This window comes from Streptomyces sp. ISL-12 (assembly GCF_018614415.1).
In the GTDB taxonomy this organism is placed as follows: domain Bacteria; phylum Actinomycetota; class Actinomycetes; order Streptomycetales; family Streptomycetaceae; genus Streptomyces.
In genome coordinates, this window is the sequence record NZ_JAGGOO010000078.1 from 20,753 (window position 1) to 41,560 (window position 20,808).

A 20,808-nucleotide genomic window follows, 5' to 3' on the forward strand; every position below is an offset into this window, starting at 1 on the left:
CCCAGCTGACCAGGGCGGTCGCGCAAAAGCGGCCGCCCTGTGACATATGCGTGCCGATCGGGGGAACGTTTGCCTCCGTCGGCCCGTCTCCACAAGCGAGGCAGGACGTGATCTGCTGACAATGGCGAAGACCCTCGCGCAGTGTTCGCGAAAGCGCGTCTACGATGGAAGCCTTCACGCCACTGCACCCACTTCGCCGACCTGAAAAGCCCTCAAAAGCTCCTGGGAAGGCCAGTCGAATCCTGATGGGGAACTCAATGTCGTTCATCGGCCGTGACATGGCTGTCGACCTCGGGACCGCCAACACGCTGGTGTACGTCAGGGGTCGCGGGATCGTACTCAACGAGCCGTCCGTCGTCGCCATCAACACCAACACCGGTGGCATTCTCGCGGTCGGCGCCGAAGCGAAGAAGATGATCGGGCGCACGCCCGGCAACATCGTTGCCGTGCGACCTCTGAAGGACGGTGTGATCGCCGACTTCGAGATCACCGAGCGCATGCTCCGCTACTTCATCCTGAAGATCCACAAGCGGCGGTATCTGGCTCGTCCGCGCGTCGTCGTCTGTGTGCCCTCGGGCATCACCGGCGTCGAGCGCCGTGCCGTCATCGAGGCGTCGTCCCAGGCCGGCGCCCGCCAGGTGCACATCATCGAGGAGCCCATGGCCGCGGCCATCGGCTCCGGCCTGCCGGTCCACGAGGCCACGGGCAACATGGTGGTCGACATCGGCGGCGGCACCACGGAGGTCGCGGTCATCTCCCTCGGCGGCATCGTCACCGCCCAGTCCATCCGCGTCGCGGGCGACGAACTGGACAACGCCATCATCCAGCACATCAAGAAGGAGTACTCCCTCCTGCTGGGTGAGCGGACGGCCGAACAGATCAAGATCACGATCGGTTCGGCGTACGACCTCGACACCGACGAGCACACCGAAATCCGCGGCCGGGACCTGGTCTCCGGGCTGCCCAAGACCGTCGTCATCTCCGCCGCCGAAGTACGCAAGGCGATCGAGGAACCGGTCAACGCCATCGTCGACGCCGTCAAGACCACCCTCGACAAGTGCCCGCCGGAGCTGTCCGGCGACATCATGGACCGGGGCATCGTCCTGACCGGCGGCGGCGCGCTGCTGCGCGGACTCGACGAGCGGCTGCGCCGGGAGACCGGCATGCCGATCCACATCGCCGAGGACCCGCTGGACAGCGTGGCGCTCGGCTCCGGCAAGTGCGTCGAGGAGTTCGAGGCGCTCCAGCAGGTGCTGGACGCCCAGCCCCGCAGATGACGTAAGGCTCGGGTCCGCCGTACGAGACGATCTCCTCTCGTGCGGCGGATCGTTGATATAGAGACATGAGAACACCCATTGCGCGCGCCGTCGGGCGGGCCGGGTGTCATCGCCGCACAACAGAAGAACCACTGACGTACCGGATGCGTATCGCCCAGGTATCACCTACGTACCGCCTACGCACCACCGACGAATTCCCGAATTCCGACGAGGAAGGCACGGCCGCCGCACGTGAGGGACACGAAAGAGAGCCGGCTGCTCCTGGTGCTGCTGATCGCCGTAGCGTTCGCGCTGATCACGGTGGACATCCGCGGCGGGGAGGAATCCCCGGTCGACGGTGCCCGGCAGGCCGCGGCCACCGTCTTCGGCCCGATCGAGAACGGGGTGTCGTCCGCCGTCGACCCCGTCGGCAACGCGATCTCCGCGATCCGCGACTCCGGGGACCGGCACGACCGGCTCGCCCGGCTGGAGCAGGAGAACGCGGCCCTGAAGGCGAAGCTCGGCAGCGACGACCGCGGCCGCAGCCGGCTCGCGCAGCTCGACAAGATGCTCAAGATCGCCGGGGAGGGCCAGTACGGCATCAAGGGCGCCCAGGTCATCGGCATAGGGGCGGCCCAGGGCTTCTCCTGGACCGTCACCCTGGACGTCGGCGCCGACGACGGCATCGAGCGGGACATGACCGTCCTCAACGGCGACGGCCTGGTCGGCCGCGTCACCACCGTCGGCCCCAGTTCCTCCACCGTGCTGCTGGCCAGTGACCCCGACTTCACCGTCGGCACCCGCATGGAGAACGGCGACGAACTCGGCTTCGCCTCCGGCCAGGGCGACCGCCCGCTCCGCGTCGAACTGCTCAACGGCAAGGCCGAGGTGAAGAAGGGCGACCGCCTGGTCACCTTCGGCTCCCAGGGCGACAAGCCCTTCGTGCCCGGCGTCCCCGTCGGCGTCGTCTCCCGGGTCGACCCCTCCGGCGGCGACCTGACCCGCACCCTCTACGTCACGCCGTACGTCAGCTTCACCAAGCTCGACATCGTCGGTGTCGTCGTCCAGGCCCCGAAGAAGGACCCCCGCGACACCGTGCTCCCCGACAAGCCGAAGCCGACGCCCACGCCCACCGTGACGGTGACCGTGACGCCGTCCGGACAGGCACCCGCCGACGGCCAGTTCCAGCCCGAGCAGTAGGAGCCACGAGTCCCATGCGCGTCAACCGCATCCTGCTGTCCGCCGTCCTGGTCGTCGTCGCCCTGGTGATCCAGGTCAGCGTCCTGGCCCGGCTCCACCTGCCCGGCGCCGTCCCCGACCTGCTGCTGCTCACCGTCCTCGGCCTCGCCCTGGTCTACGGCCACACCGGCGGTGCCCTGGTCGGCTTCGGCGCCGGCCTGCTCGCCGACCTGGCCCCGCCCGCCGACCACGCCGCCGGGCGCTACGCCCTCGTGCTGTGCGTCATCGGCTACCTGGCCGGCCTCGCCCGGCCCGACAACGGCCGCCTGAAGTCCGCCACCGGCCCGATGGCCGTCGTGGTCGTCGCCGCCCTCGGCTCCACCCTGCTCTACGCCGGGGTGGGCGCCCTGGTCGGCGACACCGCCGCCCGCCATGTGGGCCTGGGCGGACTGCTGTTCACCGCCGCCCTCTACGACCTGCTGCTCGCCCCGTTCGTGGTCCCCGGGATCATGGCCCTGGCCCGGCGCGCGGAGAACGACCCGCTCGCCGACACCAACTCCGCCGCCCAGAGCACCGACATCTCCTCCGGCTGGCTCTCCGGCGGCACCGGCCTGCGCGTCGGCGGCCAGAAGAACGGCCTGCGGGTGAAGGCGGCCCGGGCCCGGGTCGCCCGCGCCGGACGCATCAAGGGGGTCAAGCGGCTGTGAGGCGGACGGATCACCGGACGGATCACCGGACGGATCAGGGACACGGGGCTGTGAGCCGGACGCATCAGAAACATCAGAGGCCAGGGGCGGTGAGCCGGACGCGTCAGGGGCAAGCGGCGGCGAGAACGGTCGAGTTCACTCGAACGGGTGTGCCGGGGTGGAACGCGGCCGCACAGCCCGACCGTTCATCATTCGTACGCGCACACACGTCGGCGCACTGAGAGGGGGCGGCAACCGCAGTGACCAACATCCCCGAGACCGGTCGGAGCACACGCGTCCAGACCCGGCTCATCGTCATCCAAGTCCTCGTGCTGTCCCTCCTGTGCACCCTCGGCGGCCGGCTCTGGTACCTCCAGATCCGCGAGGGCGACGCCTACGCCAAGGAAGCCTCCGGCAACCACGTGCAGCAGGTCGTCCAGCCCGCCGTCCGCGGCTCCATCCTGGACGCCCGCGGCGTGGCCCTCGCGGACAACGAGACCCGCCTGGTCGTCTCCGCCTCCCGCACCGACCTGCTGAAGATGAAGGACGACGGCGAGGCCGTCCTCACCAAGCTCGCCGGGGTCCTGGGCATGAAGCCCGAGGACGTCATGGAGAAGGTCCGCCTCTGCGACGCCGAGACCCCCCAGCCCTGCTGGAACGGCTCGCCCTACCAGCCCATCCCCATCACCGACGAGGCCACCGCCAAGCAGGCCCTCCAGATCCGCGAGCGCTCCGAGGAGTTCCCCGGCATCACCGCCGAGCCCGAGGCCGTACGCCGCTACACCGCGCCGGGCCAGGCCAACACCGCCCAGGTCCTCGGCTACCTCTCCCCGGTCACCGACGACGAGATCCAGCAGGCCCAGGACACCGACTCGCCCTTCCTGCGCTCCGACCAGGTCGGCCGCAGCGGCCTGGAGCGCCAGTACGACAAGGCACTGCGCGGCAAGGCCGGCGTCACCCGCTACGAGGTCGACAACCTCGGCCGGGTCATCGGCGAGGCCGAGTCCGACGCCGCCCAGCCCGGCGACAACCTGGTCACCAGCATCGACGCCCGCGTCCAGCGCATCGCCGAGTACGAGCTGAACGAGGCGATGAAGGCCGCCCGCAAGGAGCACGACCGCAACACCGGCACCAACTACAAGGCGGACTCCGGCGCGGTCGTCGTGATGGAGGCCAAGACCGGCCGCGTCGTCGCCATGGCCTCCAACCCGACCTACGACCCCAACGCCTGGGTCGGCGGCATCTCCGCCGCCGACTACAAGAAGCTCACCGGGAAGAACTCCAACTACCCGCTCCTCAACCGGGCCATCCAGGGCCAGGCCGCCCCCGGCTCCATCTTCAAGGTGGTCTCCACCTCCGCCGCCGTCGAGGCCGGCTACGACTTCGACGGCAGCTACGACTGCTCCAGCTCGTACTCGGTCGGCGGCCAGGTCTTCAAGAACTTCGAGTCCGCCAACTACGGCCCCATCGACCTCGGCCGCGCCCTCGAAGTCTCCTGCGACACCGTCTTCTACCGCCTCGCGCACCAGGAGTGGAAGAAGGACGGCGGCATGGAGGGCAAGAACGCCAACGACTACTTCTACAAGGCAGCCCACCAGTTCGGCCTCGGCGAGGAGACCGGCATCGACCTCCCCAACGAGGTCACCGGCCGCGTGCCCGACCGCCAGTGGAAGCAGGACTACTGGGAGGCCAACAAGGACGCCTGGTGCAAGACCGGCAAGAAGGACGGCAGTTACGTCGAGAAGATCGCGTACGAGAACTGCATCGAGGGCAACAAGATGCGCGCCGGTGACGCCATCAACTACTCCATCGGCCAGGGCGACACCCTCGTCACCCCCATCCAGATGGCCACCATCTACTCCGCCATCTCCAACGGCGGCACCCTCTACGACCCCTCCGTCGGCAAGGCCATCATCAGCGCCGACGGCAAGGACGTCGACGAGATCGAGCCCGAGTCCCACGGCAAGCTGCCGATAAGCAAGGACACGCTCGACAAGATGGACGCCGCCCTCGCGGGCGTCGCCACCGAGGGAACGGCCGCCTGGCGGTTCCAGGGCTGGCCGCAGGACGATATCCCGATGCACGCCAAGACCGGTACGGCCGAGGTCTACGGCAAGCAGACCACGTCCTGGTTCGCCACGTACACCGAGGACTACGCGATCGTCATGACGATCTCCCAGGGCGGCACCGGCTCCGGCGCCTCCGGCCCGGCCGTCCGCAACATCTACGACGCCCTGTACGGCGTCTCCGACGACGGCGACATCGACCAGAAGAAGGCGCTGCTCCCCACGCCGCAGAAGTCCCTGCCGAAGGTCAAGACGGACGGCACCATCGCCGCGCCGAAGATCTCCGACGACCCGGTCAAGGACCAGCAGGCCACCGAGAAGGACGAGTACGCCCCGCTCGACGGCACGGAGCAGGGCGCGACCGTCGCCAACCAGGACACCGGCAACCGCCAGACCCGCCGCCGACGGCACGGCGGCTGCCCCGGCGACCGCAGGCGCAGGACGCGGAGGATGCTCACATGACCGGGGCCAACAGCTTCCAGGTCTCCGGCTACGGACCCGAGCGCGCGGGCTGGACCCGGATCTTCGCCCGTGATTCGGTGGCCCGCCGGCTGGACTGGCCGATACTGCTGGCCGCCGGCGCCCTGTCGCTGCTCGGCACCCTGCTGGTCTACTCGGCCACCCGCAACCGCACCGAGCTGAACCAGGGCGACCCGTACTACTTCCTGCTCCGCCACCTGCTCAACACCGGCATCGGCCTCGCCCTGATGGTCGCCATAGTGTGGATCGGCCACCGCACGCTGCGCACGGCCGTGCCGCTGCTGTACGGCGCCTCCGTGTTCCTGATCCTGCTGGTGCTCACACCACTGGGCTCGACCATCAACGGCGCCCACTCCTGGATCCAGCTCCCCGGCGGCTTCTCCCTGCAGCCCTCGGAGTTCGTCAAGCTCACCATCATCCTGGGCATGGCGATGCTGCTGGCCACCCGCGTGGACGCGGGCGACAAGCAGCACCCCGACCACCGCACGGTGCTCCAGGCGCTCGGCCTCGCCGTCGTCCCCATGCTGATCGTGATGCTCATGCCCGACCTCGGGTCGGTCATGGTCATGGTCATCATCGTGCTGGGCGTGCTGCTCGCCTCCGGCGCCTCCAACCGCTGGGTGTTCGGCCTGATCGGCGCGGGCACCGCAGGCGCCCTCGCGGTGTGGCAGCTCGGCATCCTGGACGAGTACCAGATCAACCGCTTCGCCGCCTTCGCCAACCCCGAGCTGGACCCCGCGGGCGTCGGCTACAACACCAACCAGGCCCGCATCGCCATCGGCTCCGGCGGCCTCACCGGCTCCGGCCTCTTCCACGGTTCGCAGACCACCGGCCAGTTCGTCCCCGAGCAGCAGACGGACTTCGTCTTCACCGTCGCCGGCGAGGAACTGGGCTTCGTCGGCGCCGGACTCATCATCCTGCTGCTGGGCGTCATCCTGTGGCGCGCCTGCCGCATCGCCCGCGACACCCCCGACCTCTACGGCACGATCGTCGCCGCCGGGATCGTCGCCTGGTTCGCCTTCCAGTCGTTCGAGAACATCGGGATGACCCTCGGCATCATGCCGGTGACCGGCCTGCCCCTCCCGTTCGTCTCCTACGGCGGCTCGTCCATGTTCTCGGTGTGGATGGCCGTCGGCCTGCTCCAGTCGATCACCGTGCAACGGCCCATGTCGGCGTAGCGGCGCCGGTCGCCCCCGGCCAGGGAGGTGATCGGCGTCCGATGCCGGGTACGTACGCCCCATGGCGGACATCAAGCGTGAGATCGAGCGGAAGTACGAGTCCGACGACGACAGCGGCGGCCTGCCCGACCTGACCGGTGTGGCAGGCGTCGCGACCGTCGCCGACCGGGGCGTCGCCCACCTCGACGCCACCTACTACGACACCGCCGACGAGCGCCTCGCCGCCCGGGGCATCACCCTGCGCCGCCGCACCGGAGGCTCGGACGCCGGCTGGCACCTCAAACTCCCCGTCGCCCCGGGCGAGCGCGAGGAGATCCACGCCCCGCTCTCCGACACCGTCCCCGACGAGCTGGCCGCTCTGGTCCGCTCCCGGGTCCGCCACGCCGAACTGCTGCCCGTGGTCCGGCTGCGCTCGGCCCGGGACGTACGCGACCTCCTCGACGCGCGGGGCCGGCCGCTCGCCGAGGTCGGCCTGGACACGGTGCGGGCCGAACGGCTCAGCGGCGGTGTCGGCGACGTCCGCTGGACCGAGATCGAGGTGGAGCTGGCGGACGGCGGCGACCCGGCCTTCCTCGACAAGGTGGAGAAACGGCTGCGCAAGACCGGCCTGCGCCCCGCCGCCCACTCCTCCAAGCTGGCCCGCGCCCTCGCCGAGACGGCCCCCGAGCGGACCCGCGGCCCCGCGCCCGCCACGGAACCGGTGAGCGCCGGCGACCACGTCCTGGCCTATGTGCGGGAGCAGCGGGACGCGATCGTCGCCCTCGACCCGGCCGTCCGCCGGGACGCGGAGGACTCCGTGCACGGCATGCGGGTGGCGACGCGCAGGCTGCGCAGCACCCTCAAGTCGTTCCGCGCGGTACTGGACCGCGCCGTCACCGACCCCGTCGGGGACGAGCTGAAGTGGCTGGCGGGCGTCCTCGGCGAGGACCGCGACCGCGAGGTGCTGACCGCACGGCTGACGGCCACCCTCGACGACGTACCGCGCGACCTGGTGCACGGCCCGGTCGCCGAGCGGCTGCGCAAGTGGTCCGGAGCCGAGCACGGCGGTGCCCGCGGCCGGCTCCTCGCCGTCCTCGACTCCGACCGCTACCTCTCCCTGCTCGACACCGTGGACACCCTGCTCACCGACCCGCCCCTGCGCGAGGCCGCCGGGAAGAAACCCGACAAGGTGCTCGCCAAGGCGGTCCGCAAGGACTTCCGCAAGGTCTCCGCCCTGGTCGCACAGGCCCTGGACGCCGACCCCGGCACCGACCGCGACGTGGCGCTGCACGAGGCCCGCAAGAAGGCCAAGCGCACCCGGTACGCGGCGGAGGCGGCCGTACCGGCCCTCGGCGAACCGGCGAAAGCCGTGGTCAAGTCCATGAAGGCGCTGCAGTCCCGGCTCGGCGAGCACCAGGACAGCGTGATGGCCCGCGGCGCCCTGCGCGAACTGTCCGCGGTCGCCCACGCCGCCGGGGAGGACACCTTCACCTACGGCCTGCTCCACGAACGCGAGCGGTGCCGGGCGGCGGACCTGGAGGCCGCGCTGCCCGCCTTCTGGGACGGCGTGAAGGACGCGGCGACCGCCCTGTGACCTGTCCGGCGTGCGGGTGGCCCTTCCGAGCCGCGTTAGGCTAGATGGTCACCCCTGTCAGTTCAGTCCAGCTCACGAAGGTGCGCGAGATGTCTGCCGAAGTCGCTGCGGCCGCGGAGTCCGTTTTCCCGCAGCTCGAAGCTCTGCTCCCGCATGTGCAGAAGCCGATCCAGTACGTCGGCGGAGAACTCAACTCGACCGTCAAGGAGTGGGACTCCTGCGACGTCCGCTGGGCGCTGATGTACCCGGACGCCTACGAGGTCGGCCTGCCCAACCAGGGCGTCATGATCCTCTACGAGGTGCTCAACGAGCAGCAGGGCGTCCTCGCCGAGCGCACCTACAGCGTGTGGCCGGACCTGGAGGCCCTGATGCGGGAGCACAAGGTCCCGCAGTTCACGGTGGACAGCCACCGTCCGGTGAAGGCCTTCGACGTCTTCGGCCTGTCCTTCTCCACGGAGCTGGGCTACACCAACATGCTCGCCGCGCTCGACCTGGCCGGCATCCCCCTGGAGGCCAAGGACCGCGGCCTGGACGACCCGATCGTCCTGGCCGGCGGCCACGCGGCGTTCAACCCCGAGCCGATCGCCGACTTCATCGACTGCGCCGTGATCGGCGACGGCGAGCAGGCGGTCCTGGAGATCACCGCGATCGTCCGCGCCTGGAAGGCCGAGGGCCGCCCCGGCGGCCGCGAGGAACTCCTCTTCCGCCTGGCCCGCACCGGCGGCGTCTACGTCCCCGGCTTCTACGACGTCGAGTACCTCCCCGACGGCCGTATCGCCCGCGTCGTACCGAACAAGTCGGGCGTCCCGTGGCGCGTGTCGAAGCACACCGTCATGGACCTCGACGAGTGGCCCTACCCCAAGCAGCCGCTGGTTCCGCTCGCCGAGACCGTCCACGAGCGCATGTCGGTCGAGATCTTCCGCGGCTGCACCCGCGGCTGCCGCTTCTGCCAGGCCGGCATGATCACCCGCCCGGTGCGCGAGCGTTCCATCACCGGCATCGGCGAGATGGTCGACAAGGGCCTGAAGGCGACGGGCTTCGAGGAGGTCGGCCTCCTCTCCCTGTCGTCCGCGGACCACTCGGAGATCGGCGACATCGCCAAGGGCCTGGCCGACCGCTACACCGAGGACAAGATCGGCCTCTCCCTCCCCTCCACCCGCGTCGACGCCTTCAACATCGACCTGGCCAACGAACTGACCCGCAACGGCCGCCGCTCCGGCCTCACCTTCGCCCCCGAGGGCGGCTCGGAGCGCATCCGCAAGGTCATCAACAAGATGGTCTCGGAAGACGACCTGATCAGGACGGTCGCGACGGCTTACGGCAACGGCTGGCGCCAGGTCAAGCTGTACTTCATGTGCGGCCTGCCCACGGAGACGGACGACGACGTCCTCCAGATCGCCGACATGGCGATGAACGTCATCCAGAAGGGCCGCGAGGTCTCCGGCTCCGGCGACATCCGCTGCACCGTCTCCATCGGCGGCTTCGTCCCCAAGCCCCACACCCCCTTCCAGTGGGCCCCGCAGCTGTCGGCGGAGGAGACCGACGCCCGGCTGCAGAAGCTGCGCGACAAGATCCGCGGCGACAAGAAGTACGGCCGCTCCATCGGCTTCCGCTACCACGACGGCAAGCCCGGCATCGTCGAGGGCCTCCTGTCCCGCGGCGACCGCCGTGTCGGTGCCGTCATCCGCGCCGTCTACGACGACGGCGGCCGCTTCGACGGCTGGCGCGAGCACTTCTCCTACGACCGCTGGATGGCCTGCGCCGACAAGGCGCTCGCCCCCTTCGGCGTGGACGTCGACTGGTACACCACCCGCGAGCGCTCCTACGAGGAGGTCCTGCCCTGGGACCACCTGGACTCGGGCCTCGACAAGGACTGGCTCTGGGAGGACTGGCAGGACGCCCTCGACGAGACGGAGGTCGAGGACTGCCGGTGGACGCCCTGCTTCGACTGCGGGGTGTGTCCTCAGTTCGATACATGGCCACAACTGAGTGACAGCGGTAAGAAGCTGCTCCCGCTGACGGTCAAGAAGGGGTCGTGACCAGCGGCGATACGGTCCGGCAGGTGGCTGAGACACTCGCTGGCCTGACCGAGGCGGAGCGTACCGAGATGCTTCGCACGCTCGGCGCGAAGGGGCGTGAGCAGGCGCCCCGTAAGGTGCGGCGTACGCCGCTGCCTGCTCCCCGGCGAGCCGAGAGCATCGTCTCTTCGGTCGAGTGGGTGTGATCGATGAGAGGCGTTCGGACAGTGACAGTCCGGCGCCTCTCACTCGTTGTCTGGTGCGGTTCCCGCACAGATGAACGGCTTTCCTGTTCTGGAAAGCCGAGGATCTTGACCCCGCTGCCCGCAGGTCGGAAGCATCGATCGGGACACTGACTGTCGACGTGAGGGGGGAGCCGTGGGCGCACCGCTACGGAAGCTGTCGGGAGACCCGGACTGCAAGAACGGCACGTGCCCGACGCTGTGGGGTACGGACGACGGCAAGGACTACGTGGTGCAGGGATACGTGATCACGGACCCTGAGCGGCTGGCCCAGCTCGACCTGCCCGAGGGGGAGACGGCTGTCATGATCCCGGCCGCAGTTCTTGAGGGGTACTTCAGTGCTCGCGGGTGAGGAGTTCGGTCGCCTCTTCGAGACCTTCGAGCGCACGGCCTTCCGGTTGGAAACCCTTGCCGTCTACGACGTTGACGAAGAGCGCGAAGAGATCGCGCGGTTCCTCGCGGGCGAGGACATGGGGCCGGACTGGGACGACAACCCTTGGGTGCGCTCGATGACGAACGAGGGCAAGAGTGTGTCCCGTGTGCACGTCCTGCGCTCTCCGCTCACGGACTACCTCCGGTACGAACTGGCCGCATACCCCGGCAACATCAAGGCGGGCGAGTCCATCGGGATCATCGATCTCGCCGAGCAGGAAGTGACGGGCCTTCCGGATCACGACTTCTGGCTCTTCGACGACCGCGACGTGTACCGGATGCACTACACCCCCGAAGGCAAGTTCGTCGGCGGTGAGCTGTTGCCCGCTGACCGGCTCGCGGAGTACCAGGGTTACCGAGACGTGGCGCTCACCCACGCCGTGCCGTTCGCGTCCTACTGGGAGCGGCACCACTGACCACGGACTCGATCGGGAAAGCCCTGCGGGCGCTGCGAGAGGCATCGGGACTGACCGGTGACGCGGTGGCCCGCAGGGCTTCCATGTCTGCGGGGAAGCTCTCGAAGATCGAGAACGGCAGGACCCTGCCCACTGTCCAGGACGTCGACCTGATCCTTTCGGCACTCGATGTCTCGGGCGACGTGAAGGAGCAGTTCCTCGCGACTGCCCGAGCAGAGGCTACGGAGGCCACAGCGTGGCGCCTGCTGCGCCGCATGGGACCGTGGAAGCACCAGAACACCATCAAGGCCATCGAGAGCAGTACAGCCCTGCTCAGGCTGTTTCAGGGGCAGCTCATCCCCGGACTTCTCCAGACTCCGGAGTACGCCACAGCGGTGTTCTCCTTGCCGCCCGCGCTACCGGAGGAGACCAAGGCTCGAACAGTGGCTGCCAGGCTGGAGCGGCAGACGACGCTCTACGAGGACGGCCGATCGTTCCACTTCGTCATCTGCGAACACGTCCTGCGGTGGCTGATCTGCGAGCCGGCCGTCATGGCTACCCAACTGGACCGGGTTGTGTCCCTCTCCAGGCTCCCCAACGTGAGCATCGGCGTCGTGCCGCTGACTGGCCGGATGCCCGACTTCCCCATGACGTGCTTCAGCATCCACGATGACAGGCTTGTGATCGTCGAGACGTTCCACTCGGAGATCACGACACGGGATCCCAGGGACATACAGACGTACGTCGACACCTTCGAGCGGTTCGCCGACGTGGCGCTCTTCGGCGATGACATGCGCGCCCTGGTCGAGAGCATCCGAGACGAGTTCTTGCCTCAACAGGAAAGAACGTAGGGCCGCTTCGCTGGAGCCCCAAGGATGGATCGCAGAGATCCAGGCGGGGAGGCCGTACAGGATGAGCACACCCAAGACGACGATGGCGGAGCCAGTGCACCTGACAGCTCCAGCCCGGGAGCCGGACCCCGTGGCAGGCTGCCGCGAGTGCCTCGGCATCGCGGTGACTCGAACCAACGCCCGATCGGTTGGGGACTACTCGAAGGCGTCAGATGCGAACGTCGTACTCCGTACGCATCTGCGGGAAAACCACGGGGCCGAGTGATGGTGCGCTCCGTCATGCGGTACGTGGAGCATCGGATCACGCAGCACCCGGACACTGACGTGACCTTCGAAGCGGAGTGCCTTCACTGCAAGTGGACGGCGACGCCTGCCACGGACGGTGCGGCGGTCGATGTGGAGTGCATGAGCCACACAGGCCGGAGCGGGCACAGGGGCTTCCGTCGTGTCTGTACGTCGTTCGCGATGGTGGTCCGGGACGAGTGACTGACAGACCCCCCGGCGTGCTGAGGGATGGCGAGCACCACGACCGAGGTGCGCCGGAAGGGGGGTTCGAGCGACGCGCGCCCCTGTCGGCTCTCCCCCGTGGTCGGCAGGGGCAGGCATCGTGACGCCTGTCAGACGGCGTCACACGTCGTGCATGACAACGGCCCCCGGCGTGAGCCGAGGGCCTGTCGCAAGCCGTTGTGCGCCTGTCTCAGGCGCTCTCTCCAAGGTGGCGGTACAAGGTGGCACGGGAGACCCCGAGTGCCTTGGCAATGGCGCTTACGCTCTCGCCCTTCGCCTTCCTGGTACGGGCCACCGTGAGCACGTCCTCACTCACGACGGACGGCCGTCCGCCGGTACGCCCCTGCGCCTTGGCTGCGTCGAGTCCGGCACGGGGCGCTCCTTGATCAGGCTGCGCTCAAACTCCGCCATGGCCCCGACCACCTGAAGCATGAGACGGCCGTCCGCTGTACCGGGGTCGATGTTGGCCAGTGCCCCCGTGAGCACCTTGAACCCGATGCCCCGCTCTCGAAGGGTGTCGACCATGGTCACAAGGTCGATGAGGGACCGAGCGAACCGGTCGAGCTTCCACACGCACAGGGTGTCGCCGGGTCTGGCGTAGTCCAGTGCGGCCGTGAGCTCTGGCCTGTCGGTGTTCCTGCCCGATGCCTTGTCCTCGAAGATCCGGGCGCAGCCTGCGGCCGTCAGTGCGTCGCGCTGCAACTGCGCTTCCTGGTCATCGGTCGAGACGCGGGCGTATCCGATGAGCTGACCGGTGATCGTGGTCGTCGTCATGGCCGGGAATGTCTCAGAACCCGTCTCAATACGTCAAGCCTGAGGCGGAAGTTTCGAGACGGGTTTTGAACGGCGCTACGCCACCTTCGAGGGTGCTTGCCGTCTCGTCTCACAAACCTTGGTTTTCGAGACGCCCGTTTCTGGTCACGCTGCGTCGGCCAGCGCTGCGCTCTCGCCTGCCTGCCCGAGACGCAGCCTGGCAGCGGCTGACGCAGGCGCACGGCCGTTCGCCTACCACGGGCAGGGGCCAGCCTGTCGACGGCGAAGGGGACGGCCGAGACGACGTGAGAGGCAACGGCGGAAGGGGGGTGGGGTATGACCCCCTGAAGGGGTCTTGCTCGACCGCCGTGTCTTACCGGCTCAAATCCTGCCACGGTTTCAGGGCCTTTCAGGCTGGCCTGTGCTCCAGCCGGCTGCGGCGTAACGCCTGTTCAACGGCTTGTGCTGCCTCCTTGGCGACGGCGAAGGAGTGCACAGAACGAAGCCTTACTTCCTTGCCTGTGGGGCGCGGCAGCGCCCCCCTTGGGCTTGCTCCTGTCGGCCCCTGCGGGGCCGCACTGTCGTAGAGGCTTCGGGCTGTGGCGGCCATCCGGCCGCCCATGCTGCCTACTACTTCGCCGATGCCTGTCTCTTGGGGCGCTGCCGCGCCCCCACTCCGCTTGTCGTTGGGCGAAGCCGCTTCCTTCTGTCGGCCCCTGCGGGGCCGCAACTGTGAGGACAAAAAGAAGAGAGAGGGAGCGAACGTTTTCGCAGGTCACCACCCATGCCGTTACACGTGCCGCGTGTGCTGGCTACACGCGCGGCGTGTGGTCACCGGTCCTGGTGGATGCGGCAGGGTTTCGGTGCGCCCTTCCCCTTCTGGAACAGGTGAGGGGGCAGCACGAGGCAAGCGGCCCCGGACCGAGGCGATACGAGGTCCCACTTCTTGGCGCGGCTGATCGCGTTGTTCGTGCTCTGGTCGGACAGGGGCTTGCCGTCCTTGCCGAGCAGGGCAGCCAGCTTCCCAGGGTCGAACGCTGCGTGCCCTTGCCGGTCGGCCCATCCAAGGGCAGCGAAGAGAACACGGTAGGCAAGCGGGTGCCACGGTTCTTGCGCCTTGCGCTGGAACTCGCGCTGGGAGACTCCGCCCCACGGGCGGTCAGGGCCGAAGTTGATGGAGCTTGAACTCATCGGCCGGACTCCTCCCCGTCGTGGCAGGTGTGGGTCTCTCCGTCGATGAGAGGCGATGCACATGCCTCGCAGGTCCAGACGACTTCGATCGTGATGTTCAACGGGGACGCGACCTCCTGTCGGCCTCCGAGGGCAGCGCGTAGCCGCGCCTCGGCGAGTGGATGGAAGTCGCGCAGTACCGTCCTGCGCTTCGGGATGCCCTCGGCTTTCCCTGCGAGCCCCTTGGGATCGCGGCCCCTCACGGAGTGGCCAGCTCTACCGCTGCTGAACAGCGGGAGCTACGGTGTCCACTCTTCGAAAGAGCGGGAGTGGCTTTCTTGCATGGCGGGGTGCTTGGTCGTCAACCTGGCTGGCCGAGCCCCCTGCTCTGCGCGTCGCAGCAGGCGAGCCAAGGCAGGGGGCGCGGCTCGGTCAGAGCTTGGCGGCGAAGTCGTCGCTCTTGATGACGAGGCGCTCGCGCACATCGCGAGGGATCTTCAACCGCAGGTGCACGGACGGAGCGCGCACTCCCTTGACCTTTGTCCGGGTCACCTCGCACGTGATGCCGACTCGGCGCAGGTCCTCCGCCATGGCTTCCATACCACCCTCTTCCCACACTTCGCGGAACGTCTTCCCGTTGTGGACGAGGGTCCACCGGTCCTGTGTGGTCTCGGGGTCGATGGCGTTGAGTTCGTCCGTGAGCTTGTCGAGCGCCTTCTCCGCCTGCTCCCGCGTGAACCGCGTCTTCGTGTAGCGGCCTCCCGGTTCGAGCTCGGTCATGTAGTAGGCGATGGCCTCTTCGAGGCGCTGCACCTCGGCGCGGGCCTCCGCCCCTCGTGCGTACTCCCGGACTTGTACGGGGAAATCCCCGAGGACTCGGAGGACATCGCTCACCAGGACGTCGTACACGCCCTGTGGGTTGGGGGCGCCGAGCCCTCCGCTCTTGCAGTTGCCGCACCGCAAGTAGGCGTAGTCCCGTCCCTTGTGGCTCGTCTTCTGCACGGTCATGTTGGTCGAGCAGTCGACGCAGAGCAGCACGCCGAGGAACTGTGTGGCTCCGCCTGTCTGCCGGGCAGGCTGGTTCTTGCTTCGGCGGTCGAGTGCCGCTTGAAGGGTCTCGAACTCCTCCACGGTGAAGATCGGGGGAGCGACCCGGACCGGCTTGCCGTCGTTGCCGAGGATGGTCCTGCTGCGACGCTTCCCGCCCTGCTTGTTCTCCTCGACCCGGTACCCCATGAGCGCCGGATTACGAAGGCGCCGGAGGAGCGTCGACGGGGTGAGCCCGGCGGACATGAGCCCGGAGCGGACGATGCACAGGACCATGCGTCGGGCGGACACACCTCGCAGAGCCATGCGGCGAGCCCAGTGCAGCGCTTTGTGCGCGTCGGGCTCGATGGCAAGGGCAGGCTTTCCGTTGATCCTCGTCGTGACGTAGCCGTACGCAGGCTTACCGACAAGCCATGCGTCCTGAGTCCGCGTGTAGTCCCACAGTGAGGTCACACGGGTCGACGTGTTCGCTGCCTCGATCTCAGCGATGCCACCGATGAGCGTGACCATGATCCGGCCGACGGTCGTGCCGAGGTCGATCGCGTCGTTCTTCGAGACCAGGTTCTTCCCGTACCTCTCGCACCACTCGATCATGGTCGAGAGATCCGTCATGCGACGGATGAAGCGGTCGAGCTTCCAGAAGAGGAGAGCGTCGAACTCGGGGGCTCGGTTGTTGAGCCACTCGCCGAGAGACTTCCGTTTCCACGGCGGGACCTTCGTTGCCGACACGTTGAGATCCGAAGCGACACCGACGACGCGGTACCCCTTGTCTCTCGCCAGCAGGCGGAGGTCGAGTTCCTGTCGCACCGGCGACGTAGTGTCGTCCGTCAGTACAGACAGGCGGATGGAGAGCAGGGCTCGGGGAGCGTCCTCGGGGAGCAGGGCCTCCGCCCTCTTCAGCTCCTCCAGCAGCGCCAGGTCTGAGGCGGTCCACTCAATCTCTACGTCGTACGTCTTCACGTCGCCGGACACTACCTGATGGATTTGGGTCCGTGTCTTTGTGGCCTCAGATGGACACGTCCATCCAGATCGGCCCGACCGGCAAGAAGCTGCTGCCGCTGACGGTCAAGAAGTCCGGCTGACCTGCGCCGCGACGGGCCCGCGTCGGCTGCCGGCGCGGGCTATGCGGCGGGGGCCGATCCGGCGGGGGACGGGCTCTGCCCGGAATCGGCGATGGGGAACCGCACCCCCGTGAGGTCTTCGGAGACGGCCCACAGCCGCTGCTGGACGGCCGCCTCGTACGACTGCGGGCTGGAGGTGACCAGCCGGGGGTGGCCCTTGACCTCGTAGCGTCCGCCGGGGCCGTAGTACTGGCCGCCGAGCGCGGCGGGGTCGGTGGCGGCGCGCAGGGTGGGCAGCGCGCCCATCGCCGGCGTCTGGGTGATCAGCGGCGCGAGCCAGGTGACGGGCAGGCGGAGGGCTGTGGGGGTGTTGCGGATGAGCTCGGTGTTGGACACGCCGGGATGGGCGGCGACCGCGACGGTGGTGCCGTGCGCGGCGAGCCGGCGCTGCAGTTCGTAGGTGAACATGAGGTTGGCCAGTTTGGACTGGCCGTAGGCGGCGGTCCGGCTGTACGACCGCTGCCAGTGCAGGTCGTCGAAGCGGATCGCGGCCCGGATGCGGTGGCCGGTGCTGCTGACCGTCACCACGCGTGAGCCGGGCACCGGCAGCATCAGGTCCAGCAGCAGTCCGGTGAGGGCGAAGTGGCCGAGGTGGTTGGTGCCGAACTGCATCTCGAAGCCGTCCCGGGTGGTCTGCTTCGGGGTGTACATCACGCCGGCGTTGTTGACGAGCAGGTCGAGCCGGCCGAGCCGGGACCGCAGCGTCGCCGCCGCGGTCCGGACGGAGTCGAGCGAGGTCAGGTCCAGCGCTTGTACGGTCACGTCGCCGGTCATGCGGGCCGCGGCCTGCTCGCCCTTCTCGACGTCGCGCACGGCGAGCACCACGGAGGCCCCGCGCTCGGCGAGTGCCTTGGCGGTCTCGTACCCCAGGCCGGTGTTGGCCCCGGTCACCACGGCCACCCGTCCGCGCTGGTCCGGGATGTTCGCCGTCGTCCACTGTTCCCTCATGCCGGGCTCCGCTCCAGTTACGTACCGAAGGTATCTTGGGTCTGCGACGTTAAAGTACTCTCGGTACGTTGTCAACGTACCGGAGGTACCTAAGTTAGGGTGGTGATCGTGACTTTCCAGCGGGCGCGAACCGAAGAGCAGCGGGAGATCCGCCGACGGGCGATCCTCGACACGGCGTCGGCGATGCTCGACGAGATGCCCGTGGCCGCGGTCACCCTGAACGAGCTCAGCCGCCGCGTGGGACTGGCGAAGCCGAACGTGCTGCGCTACTTCGAGTCGCGCGAGGCGGTGCTGCTGGAACTGCTGGACCGCCTCCTGCGGGAGTGGCTGACGGAACTGGAAGGCGAGTTGGCCGCCGGCGTCGACGAGAATCTGCCCATGGCCGGGCGGGCGGCGGCGGTGGCCGAGGTTCTCAGCCGCTCCCTCTCCGGCCGGGTGGTGCTGTGCGACCTCTTCGGCGCACAGAGCAGCGTCCTGGAACGCAACGTCTCCGTCGAGGTCGTCGCACGCTACAAGCGCGCCTCCCTGGAGCGCCTGGCCACCATGACCGCCCTGCTCCTGAAGTGCCTGCCGGAACTGGGCGAGAACGCGACGCTGTTCAGCCTGCAGACCATGCTCATGGCCGGCGCGCTGCCGGCGTACAGCACACCCCCGCCCAGCCTGCGGGCGGCCTACCAGGCCGAACCCGGCCTGGCCCGCTTCCACCTGGAGCTGGAGGACTCCTTGAAGCTGGCCCTGACCGCCACCCTCCTGGGTGTGCTCCCCCGCGGCTGACCCGCGGCGCACCGGAACAGGCGAAACACCATGTCCACGGCCACCGGCAGGAAGCCGCCGCCGCCGACGGTCGAGTGACCCGCATCCACAGGGGCCGGTCCGGCGTCTACCCCGGTATGGATCTCGAGAAGCCGCCCCGGGACGCGCGGGACGTGGCGCCCGGGGCGGGGCAGTCCGCCGAAGGGTGCCTCACCGTCGCCGTCCGCGTTCCGGTGCGGATCGTGGTGCTCGTGCTGGTACTGCCCGTGCGGATGGCGTGGGACGCGCTGGTGGTCGCCGGGCGGTTCCTGGGGCGCACGGTGCTGCGGCCGCTGGGGCGGGCGGTGCTGTGGCTGGCGCGGGCGGTGTTCTTCTGGCCGGTGGTGGGGCTGTGGCGGTACGTCCTCGTTCCCCTGGCCAAGGGGGTCGGGTGGCTCGGTGTGGTGCTGGTCGTCCGGCCGGTCCAGTGGGTGTACCGGTGGGTGCTGACGCCGGTCGGGCACGCGCTGGGGTGGGTGTACGCGCGGCTGATCGTGCCGGTCGGGCTGGGACTGTGGGCGGCCCTGGTGTGGCTGGCGCGGTATCTGGTCGTGCTCCCGGTGGGCTGGCTCCACCGGTGGGTGCTGGCGCCCGTCGGACGCGCGCTCGCCTGGTGCGGCAGGGGAGTGGCGTGGTGTGTGCGCATGGTCGTCACCGGGGTCGGTACGGCGCTGTACTGGACCGGGCGGGTGCTGCTGGTGCTGCCCGTCCTCGCCCTGTGGCGGTGGGTGCTGGCGCCTGTCGGCCGGGTCCTCGCCGTGATCGGGCGGGAGGTCGGGGCCGCCCTCGGCCATGCCTGGCGGGTCGCCGGGTACATCTCCCTGGCGGTCGGACGGTTCCTCGGGACGCTGCTGCGGTGGATCTTCGTCGAGCCGGTGCGCTGGGTGTACCGGACGGTGCTGGCACCCGTGGGGCACCTGGTGCGGGACTACGTCCTGCGGCCGGTCGCCGAGGCGGCGCGCGGTGCCGGGCGGGCCGTGCGGCAGGGCCTCGCCTCCGTGCGGGCCTCGGTGCGGCAGGCGCGGGCCGATGTGCGGCGCGCGCTGTTCGGGGCACCCCGGCAGGCGCGGCCGGTGGACCGGCGGGAACCTTCCGGTGCCGAGGCACGTACTCTTGGTAGTAGTACGACCGCTCTCACGAAGGACTGAACGACACTGGGCAAGCGACAGCCCGAAGGCCCGCCGCCGGTACCCGCGGTGCAGCGCATCCGACTGCGCTACACCAAGCGCGGCCGCCTCCGGTTCACCAGCCACCGTGACTTCCAGCGCGCCTTCGAGCGTGCGCTGCGCCGCGCCGAGGTGCCGATGGCGTACTCGGCGGGGTTCACCCCGCACCCGAAGGTGTCGTACGCCAATGCCGCACCCACCGGCACGGGCAGTGAGGCGGAGTACCTGGAGATCGCGCTCACCTCGGCGCGTGACCCGGAGCAGCTGAGAACCCTCCTTGACGCGTCCCTGCCCGCCGGGCTGGACATCGTCGAGGCGGTCGAGGCCCGGACCTCCGGGCTCGCCGACCGGCTGACGGCTTCCGAGTGGGAGCTGCGGCTGGACGGGGTGGACCCGGCCGACGCCGGCCGCGCGGTGGACGCCTTCAACGAGGCGCCCGCCGTGGAGGTGCAGCGCCGTACCAAGAACGGTGTGCGCACCTTCGACGCCCGCTCCGCGGTCGTGCGCCTGGAGAGTGTTCAGACGCACGGTTCCCCGGCTGATAGGCCGAGTGACCAGCCCTGTGCGATACTGCGGCTGGTTGTTCGGCACGTGACGCCTGCCGTGCGACCCGACGACGTCCTGTCCGGTCTCCGCGCCGTGGCCGACCTGGCGCCGCCGGTCCCCGTAGCGGTGACCAGGCTGGCGCAGGGGCTGCTCGATGAAGAGACCGGCACGGTGACCGACCCGCTCGCGCCCGACCGCGAGGCAGTAGCGACCGAGCCGCAGACGGCCGCCGCGACTGCCGCCGCGACGGCGCCCGCGTAGGGAAGGTCCCGCGAAGGGACGGACGTCGTAAGCGCCGCCGTCGAACTCGGGAGCCACCTGGGTCGGGCAGCGCCACCGACCACAAGACTTTCGCCAGGCCGTACGCGACAAGGTTGTACGGAACCGGTGAGACAGGACACA

Annotated in this window: 16 protein-coding genes and 1 pseudogene; 13 read left to right on the forward strand and 4 right to left on the reverse strand. The window is 69.2% G+C overall.

Annotated features, from left to right (window positions below):
* Window positions 1–257 precede the first annotated feature (257 nt).
* The 10 genes from J7I94_RS21650 to J7I94_RS21695 all read left to right on the forward strand — a co-directional run bounded on the left by J7I94_RS21650 (window position 258) and on the right by J7I94_RS21695 (window position 12,356).
* A complete protein-coding gene (locus tag J7I94_RS21650; protein WP_006133575.1) occupies window positions 258–1,277 on the forward strand; it encodes a rod shape-determining protein in 1,020 nt (339 codons plus the stop codon).
* 231 nt (window positions 1,278–1,508) lie between these two features.
* Window positions 1,509–2,456, forward strand: a complete 948-nt coding sequence (gene mreC / locus J7I94_RS21655; RefSeq protein ID WP_215169007.1) for a rod shape-determining protein MreC — start codon at window positions 1,509–1,511, stop codon at window positions 2,454–2,456.
* A 14-nt stretch (window positions 2,457–2,470) separates the two neighbouring features.
* The gene (gene mreD / locus J7I94_RS21660; protein WP_215169009.1) at window positions 2,471–3,142 is read left to right on the forward strand and encodes a rod shape-determining protein MreD; all 672 of its coding nucleotides are present in this window, start codon (window positions 2,471–2,473) and stop codon (window positions 3,140–3,142) included.
* Between the two features lie 239 nt (window positions 3,143–3,381).
* The gene (mrdA, locus tag J7I94_RS21665; RefSeq protein WP_215169011.1) at window positions 3,382–5,649 is read left to right on the forward strand and encodes a penicillin-binding protein 2; all 2,268 of its coding nucleotides are present in this window, start codon (window positions 3,382–3,384) and stop codon (window positions 5,647–5,649) included.
* The gene (gene rodA / locus J7I94_RS21670) at window positions 5,646–6,845 is read left to right on the forward strand and encodes a rod shape-determining protein RodA (protein ID WP_215169012.1); all 1,200 of its coding nucleotides are present in this window, start codon (window positions 5,646–5,648) and stop codon (window positions 6,843–6,845) included. Before mrdA ends, rodA begins: the two co-directional genes overlap by 4 nt.
* A gap of 61 nt (window positions 6,846–6,906) precedes the next feature.
* On the forward strand, window positions 6,907–8,418 hold the full coding sequence (locus J7I94_RS21675) for a CYTH and CHAD domain-containing protein (RefSeq protein ID WP_215169014.1): 1,512 nt from the start codon (window positions 6,907–6,909) through the stop codon (window positions 8,416–8,418).
* 89 nt (window positions 8,419–8,507) lie between these two features.
* Window positions 8,508–10,457 (forward strand): TIGR03960 family B12-binding radical SAM protein, encoded by a 1,950-nt coding sequence (locus J7I94_RS21680; RefSeq protein ID WP_215169016.1) that lies wholly within the window; start codon window positions 8,508–8,510, stop codon window positions 10,455–10,457.
* Window positions 10,458–10,814: 357 nt separating this feature from the next.
* A complete protein-coding gene (locus J7I94_RS21685) occupies window positions 10,815–11,030 on the forward strand; it encodes a hypothetical protein (RefSeq protein WP_215169024.1) in 216 nt (71 codons plus the stop codon).
* Window positions 11,017–11,526 carry a DUF6879 family protein gene (locus J7I94_RS21690; RefSeq protein WP_215169026.1) on the forward strand — a complete coding sequence of 170 codons (510 nt, stop codon included), beginning with the start codon at window positions 11,017–11,019 and terminating at the stop codon, window positions 11,524–11,526. Before J7I94_RS21685 ends, J7I94_RS21690 begins: the two co-directional genes overlap by 14 nt.
* Before the next feature lie 23 nt (window positions 11,527–11,549).
* Window positions 11,550–12,356 (forward strand): helix-turn-helix transcriptional regulator, encoded by an 807-nt coding sequence (locus J7I94_RS21695; protein WP_285442714.1) that lies wholly within the window; start codon window positions 11,550–11,552, stop codon window positions 12,354–12,356.
* 697 nt (window positions 12,357–13,053) lie between these two features.
* On the opposite strand, the pseudogene J7I94_RS21700 reads toward J7I94_RS21695, so the two are convergent.
* The 4 genes and pseudogenes from J7I94_RS21700 to J7I94_RS21715 form a co-directional block, all read right to left on the reverse strand.
* Window positions 13,054–13,637 (reverse strand): annotated as a pseudogene (locus J7I94_RS21700) (recombinase family protein).
* An 810-nt stretch (window positions 13,638–14,447) separates the two neighbouring features.
* The gene (locus J7I94_RS21705) at window positions 14,448–14,807 is read right to left on the reverse strand and encodes a hypothetical protein (RefSeq protein WP_215169028.1); all 360 of its coding nucleotides are present in this window, start codon (window positions 14,805–14,807) and stop codon (window positions 14,448–14,450) included.
* A 411-nt stretch (window positions 14,808–15,218) separates the two neighbouring features.
* Window positions 15,219–16,793 (reverse strand): recombinase family protein, encoded by a 1,575-nt coding sequence (locus J7I94_RS21710; protein ID WP_308114656.1) that lies wholly within the window; start codon window positions 16,791–16,793, stop codon window positions 15,219–15,221.
* Window positions 16,794–16,954: 161 nt separating this feature from the next.
* Entirely contained in the window at window positions 16,955–17,902 is a 948-nt protein-coding gene (locus tag J7I94_RS21715) for an SDR family NAD(P)-dependent oxidoreductase (RefSeq protein ID WP_215169032.1), read from the reverse strand.
* A 108-nt stretch (window positions 17,903–18,010) separates the two neighbouring features.
* On the opposite strand from J7I94_RS21715, the gene J7I94_RS21720 reads away from it, so the two are divergent.
* The 3 genes from J7I94_RS21720 to J7I94_RS21730 all read left to right on the forward strand — a co-directional run bounded on the left by J7I94_RS21720 (window position 18,011) and on the right by J7I94_RS21730 (window position 20,667).
* Window positions 18,011–18,676, forward strand: coding sequence for a TetR/AcrR family transcriptional regulator (locus J7I94_RS21720; protein ID WP_215169218.1), 666 nt, complete (start codon window positions 18,011–18,013; stop codon window positions 18,674–18,676).
* A gap of 116 nt (window positions 18,677–18,792) precedes the next feature.
* On the forward strand, window positions 18,793–19,842 hold the full coding sequence (locus J7I94_RS21725) for a hypothetical protein (protein WP_215169034.1): 1,050 nt from the start codon (window positions 18,793–18,795) through the stop codon (window positions 19,840–19,842).
* A gap of 48 nt (window positions 19,843–19,890) precedes the next feature.
* Window positions 19,891–20,667: a TIGR03936 family radical SAM-associated protein gene (locus J7I94_RS21730; protein WP_215169036.1), complete on the forward strand. Its 777-nt coding sequence runs from the start codon at window positions 19,891–19,893 to the stop codon at window positions 20,665–20,667.
* Window positions 20,668–20,808: the final 141 nt, after the last annotated feature.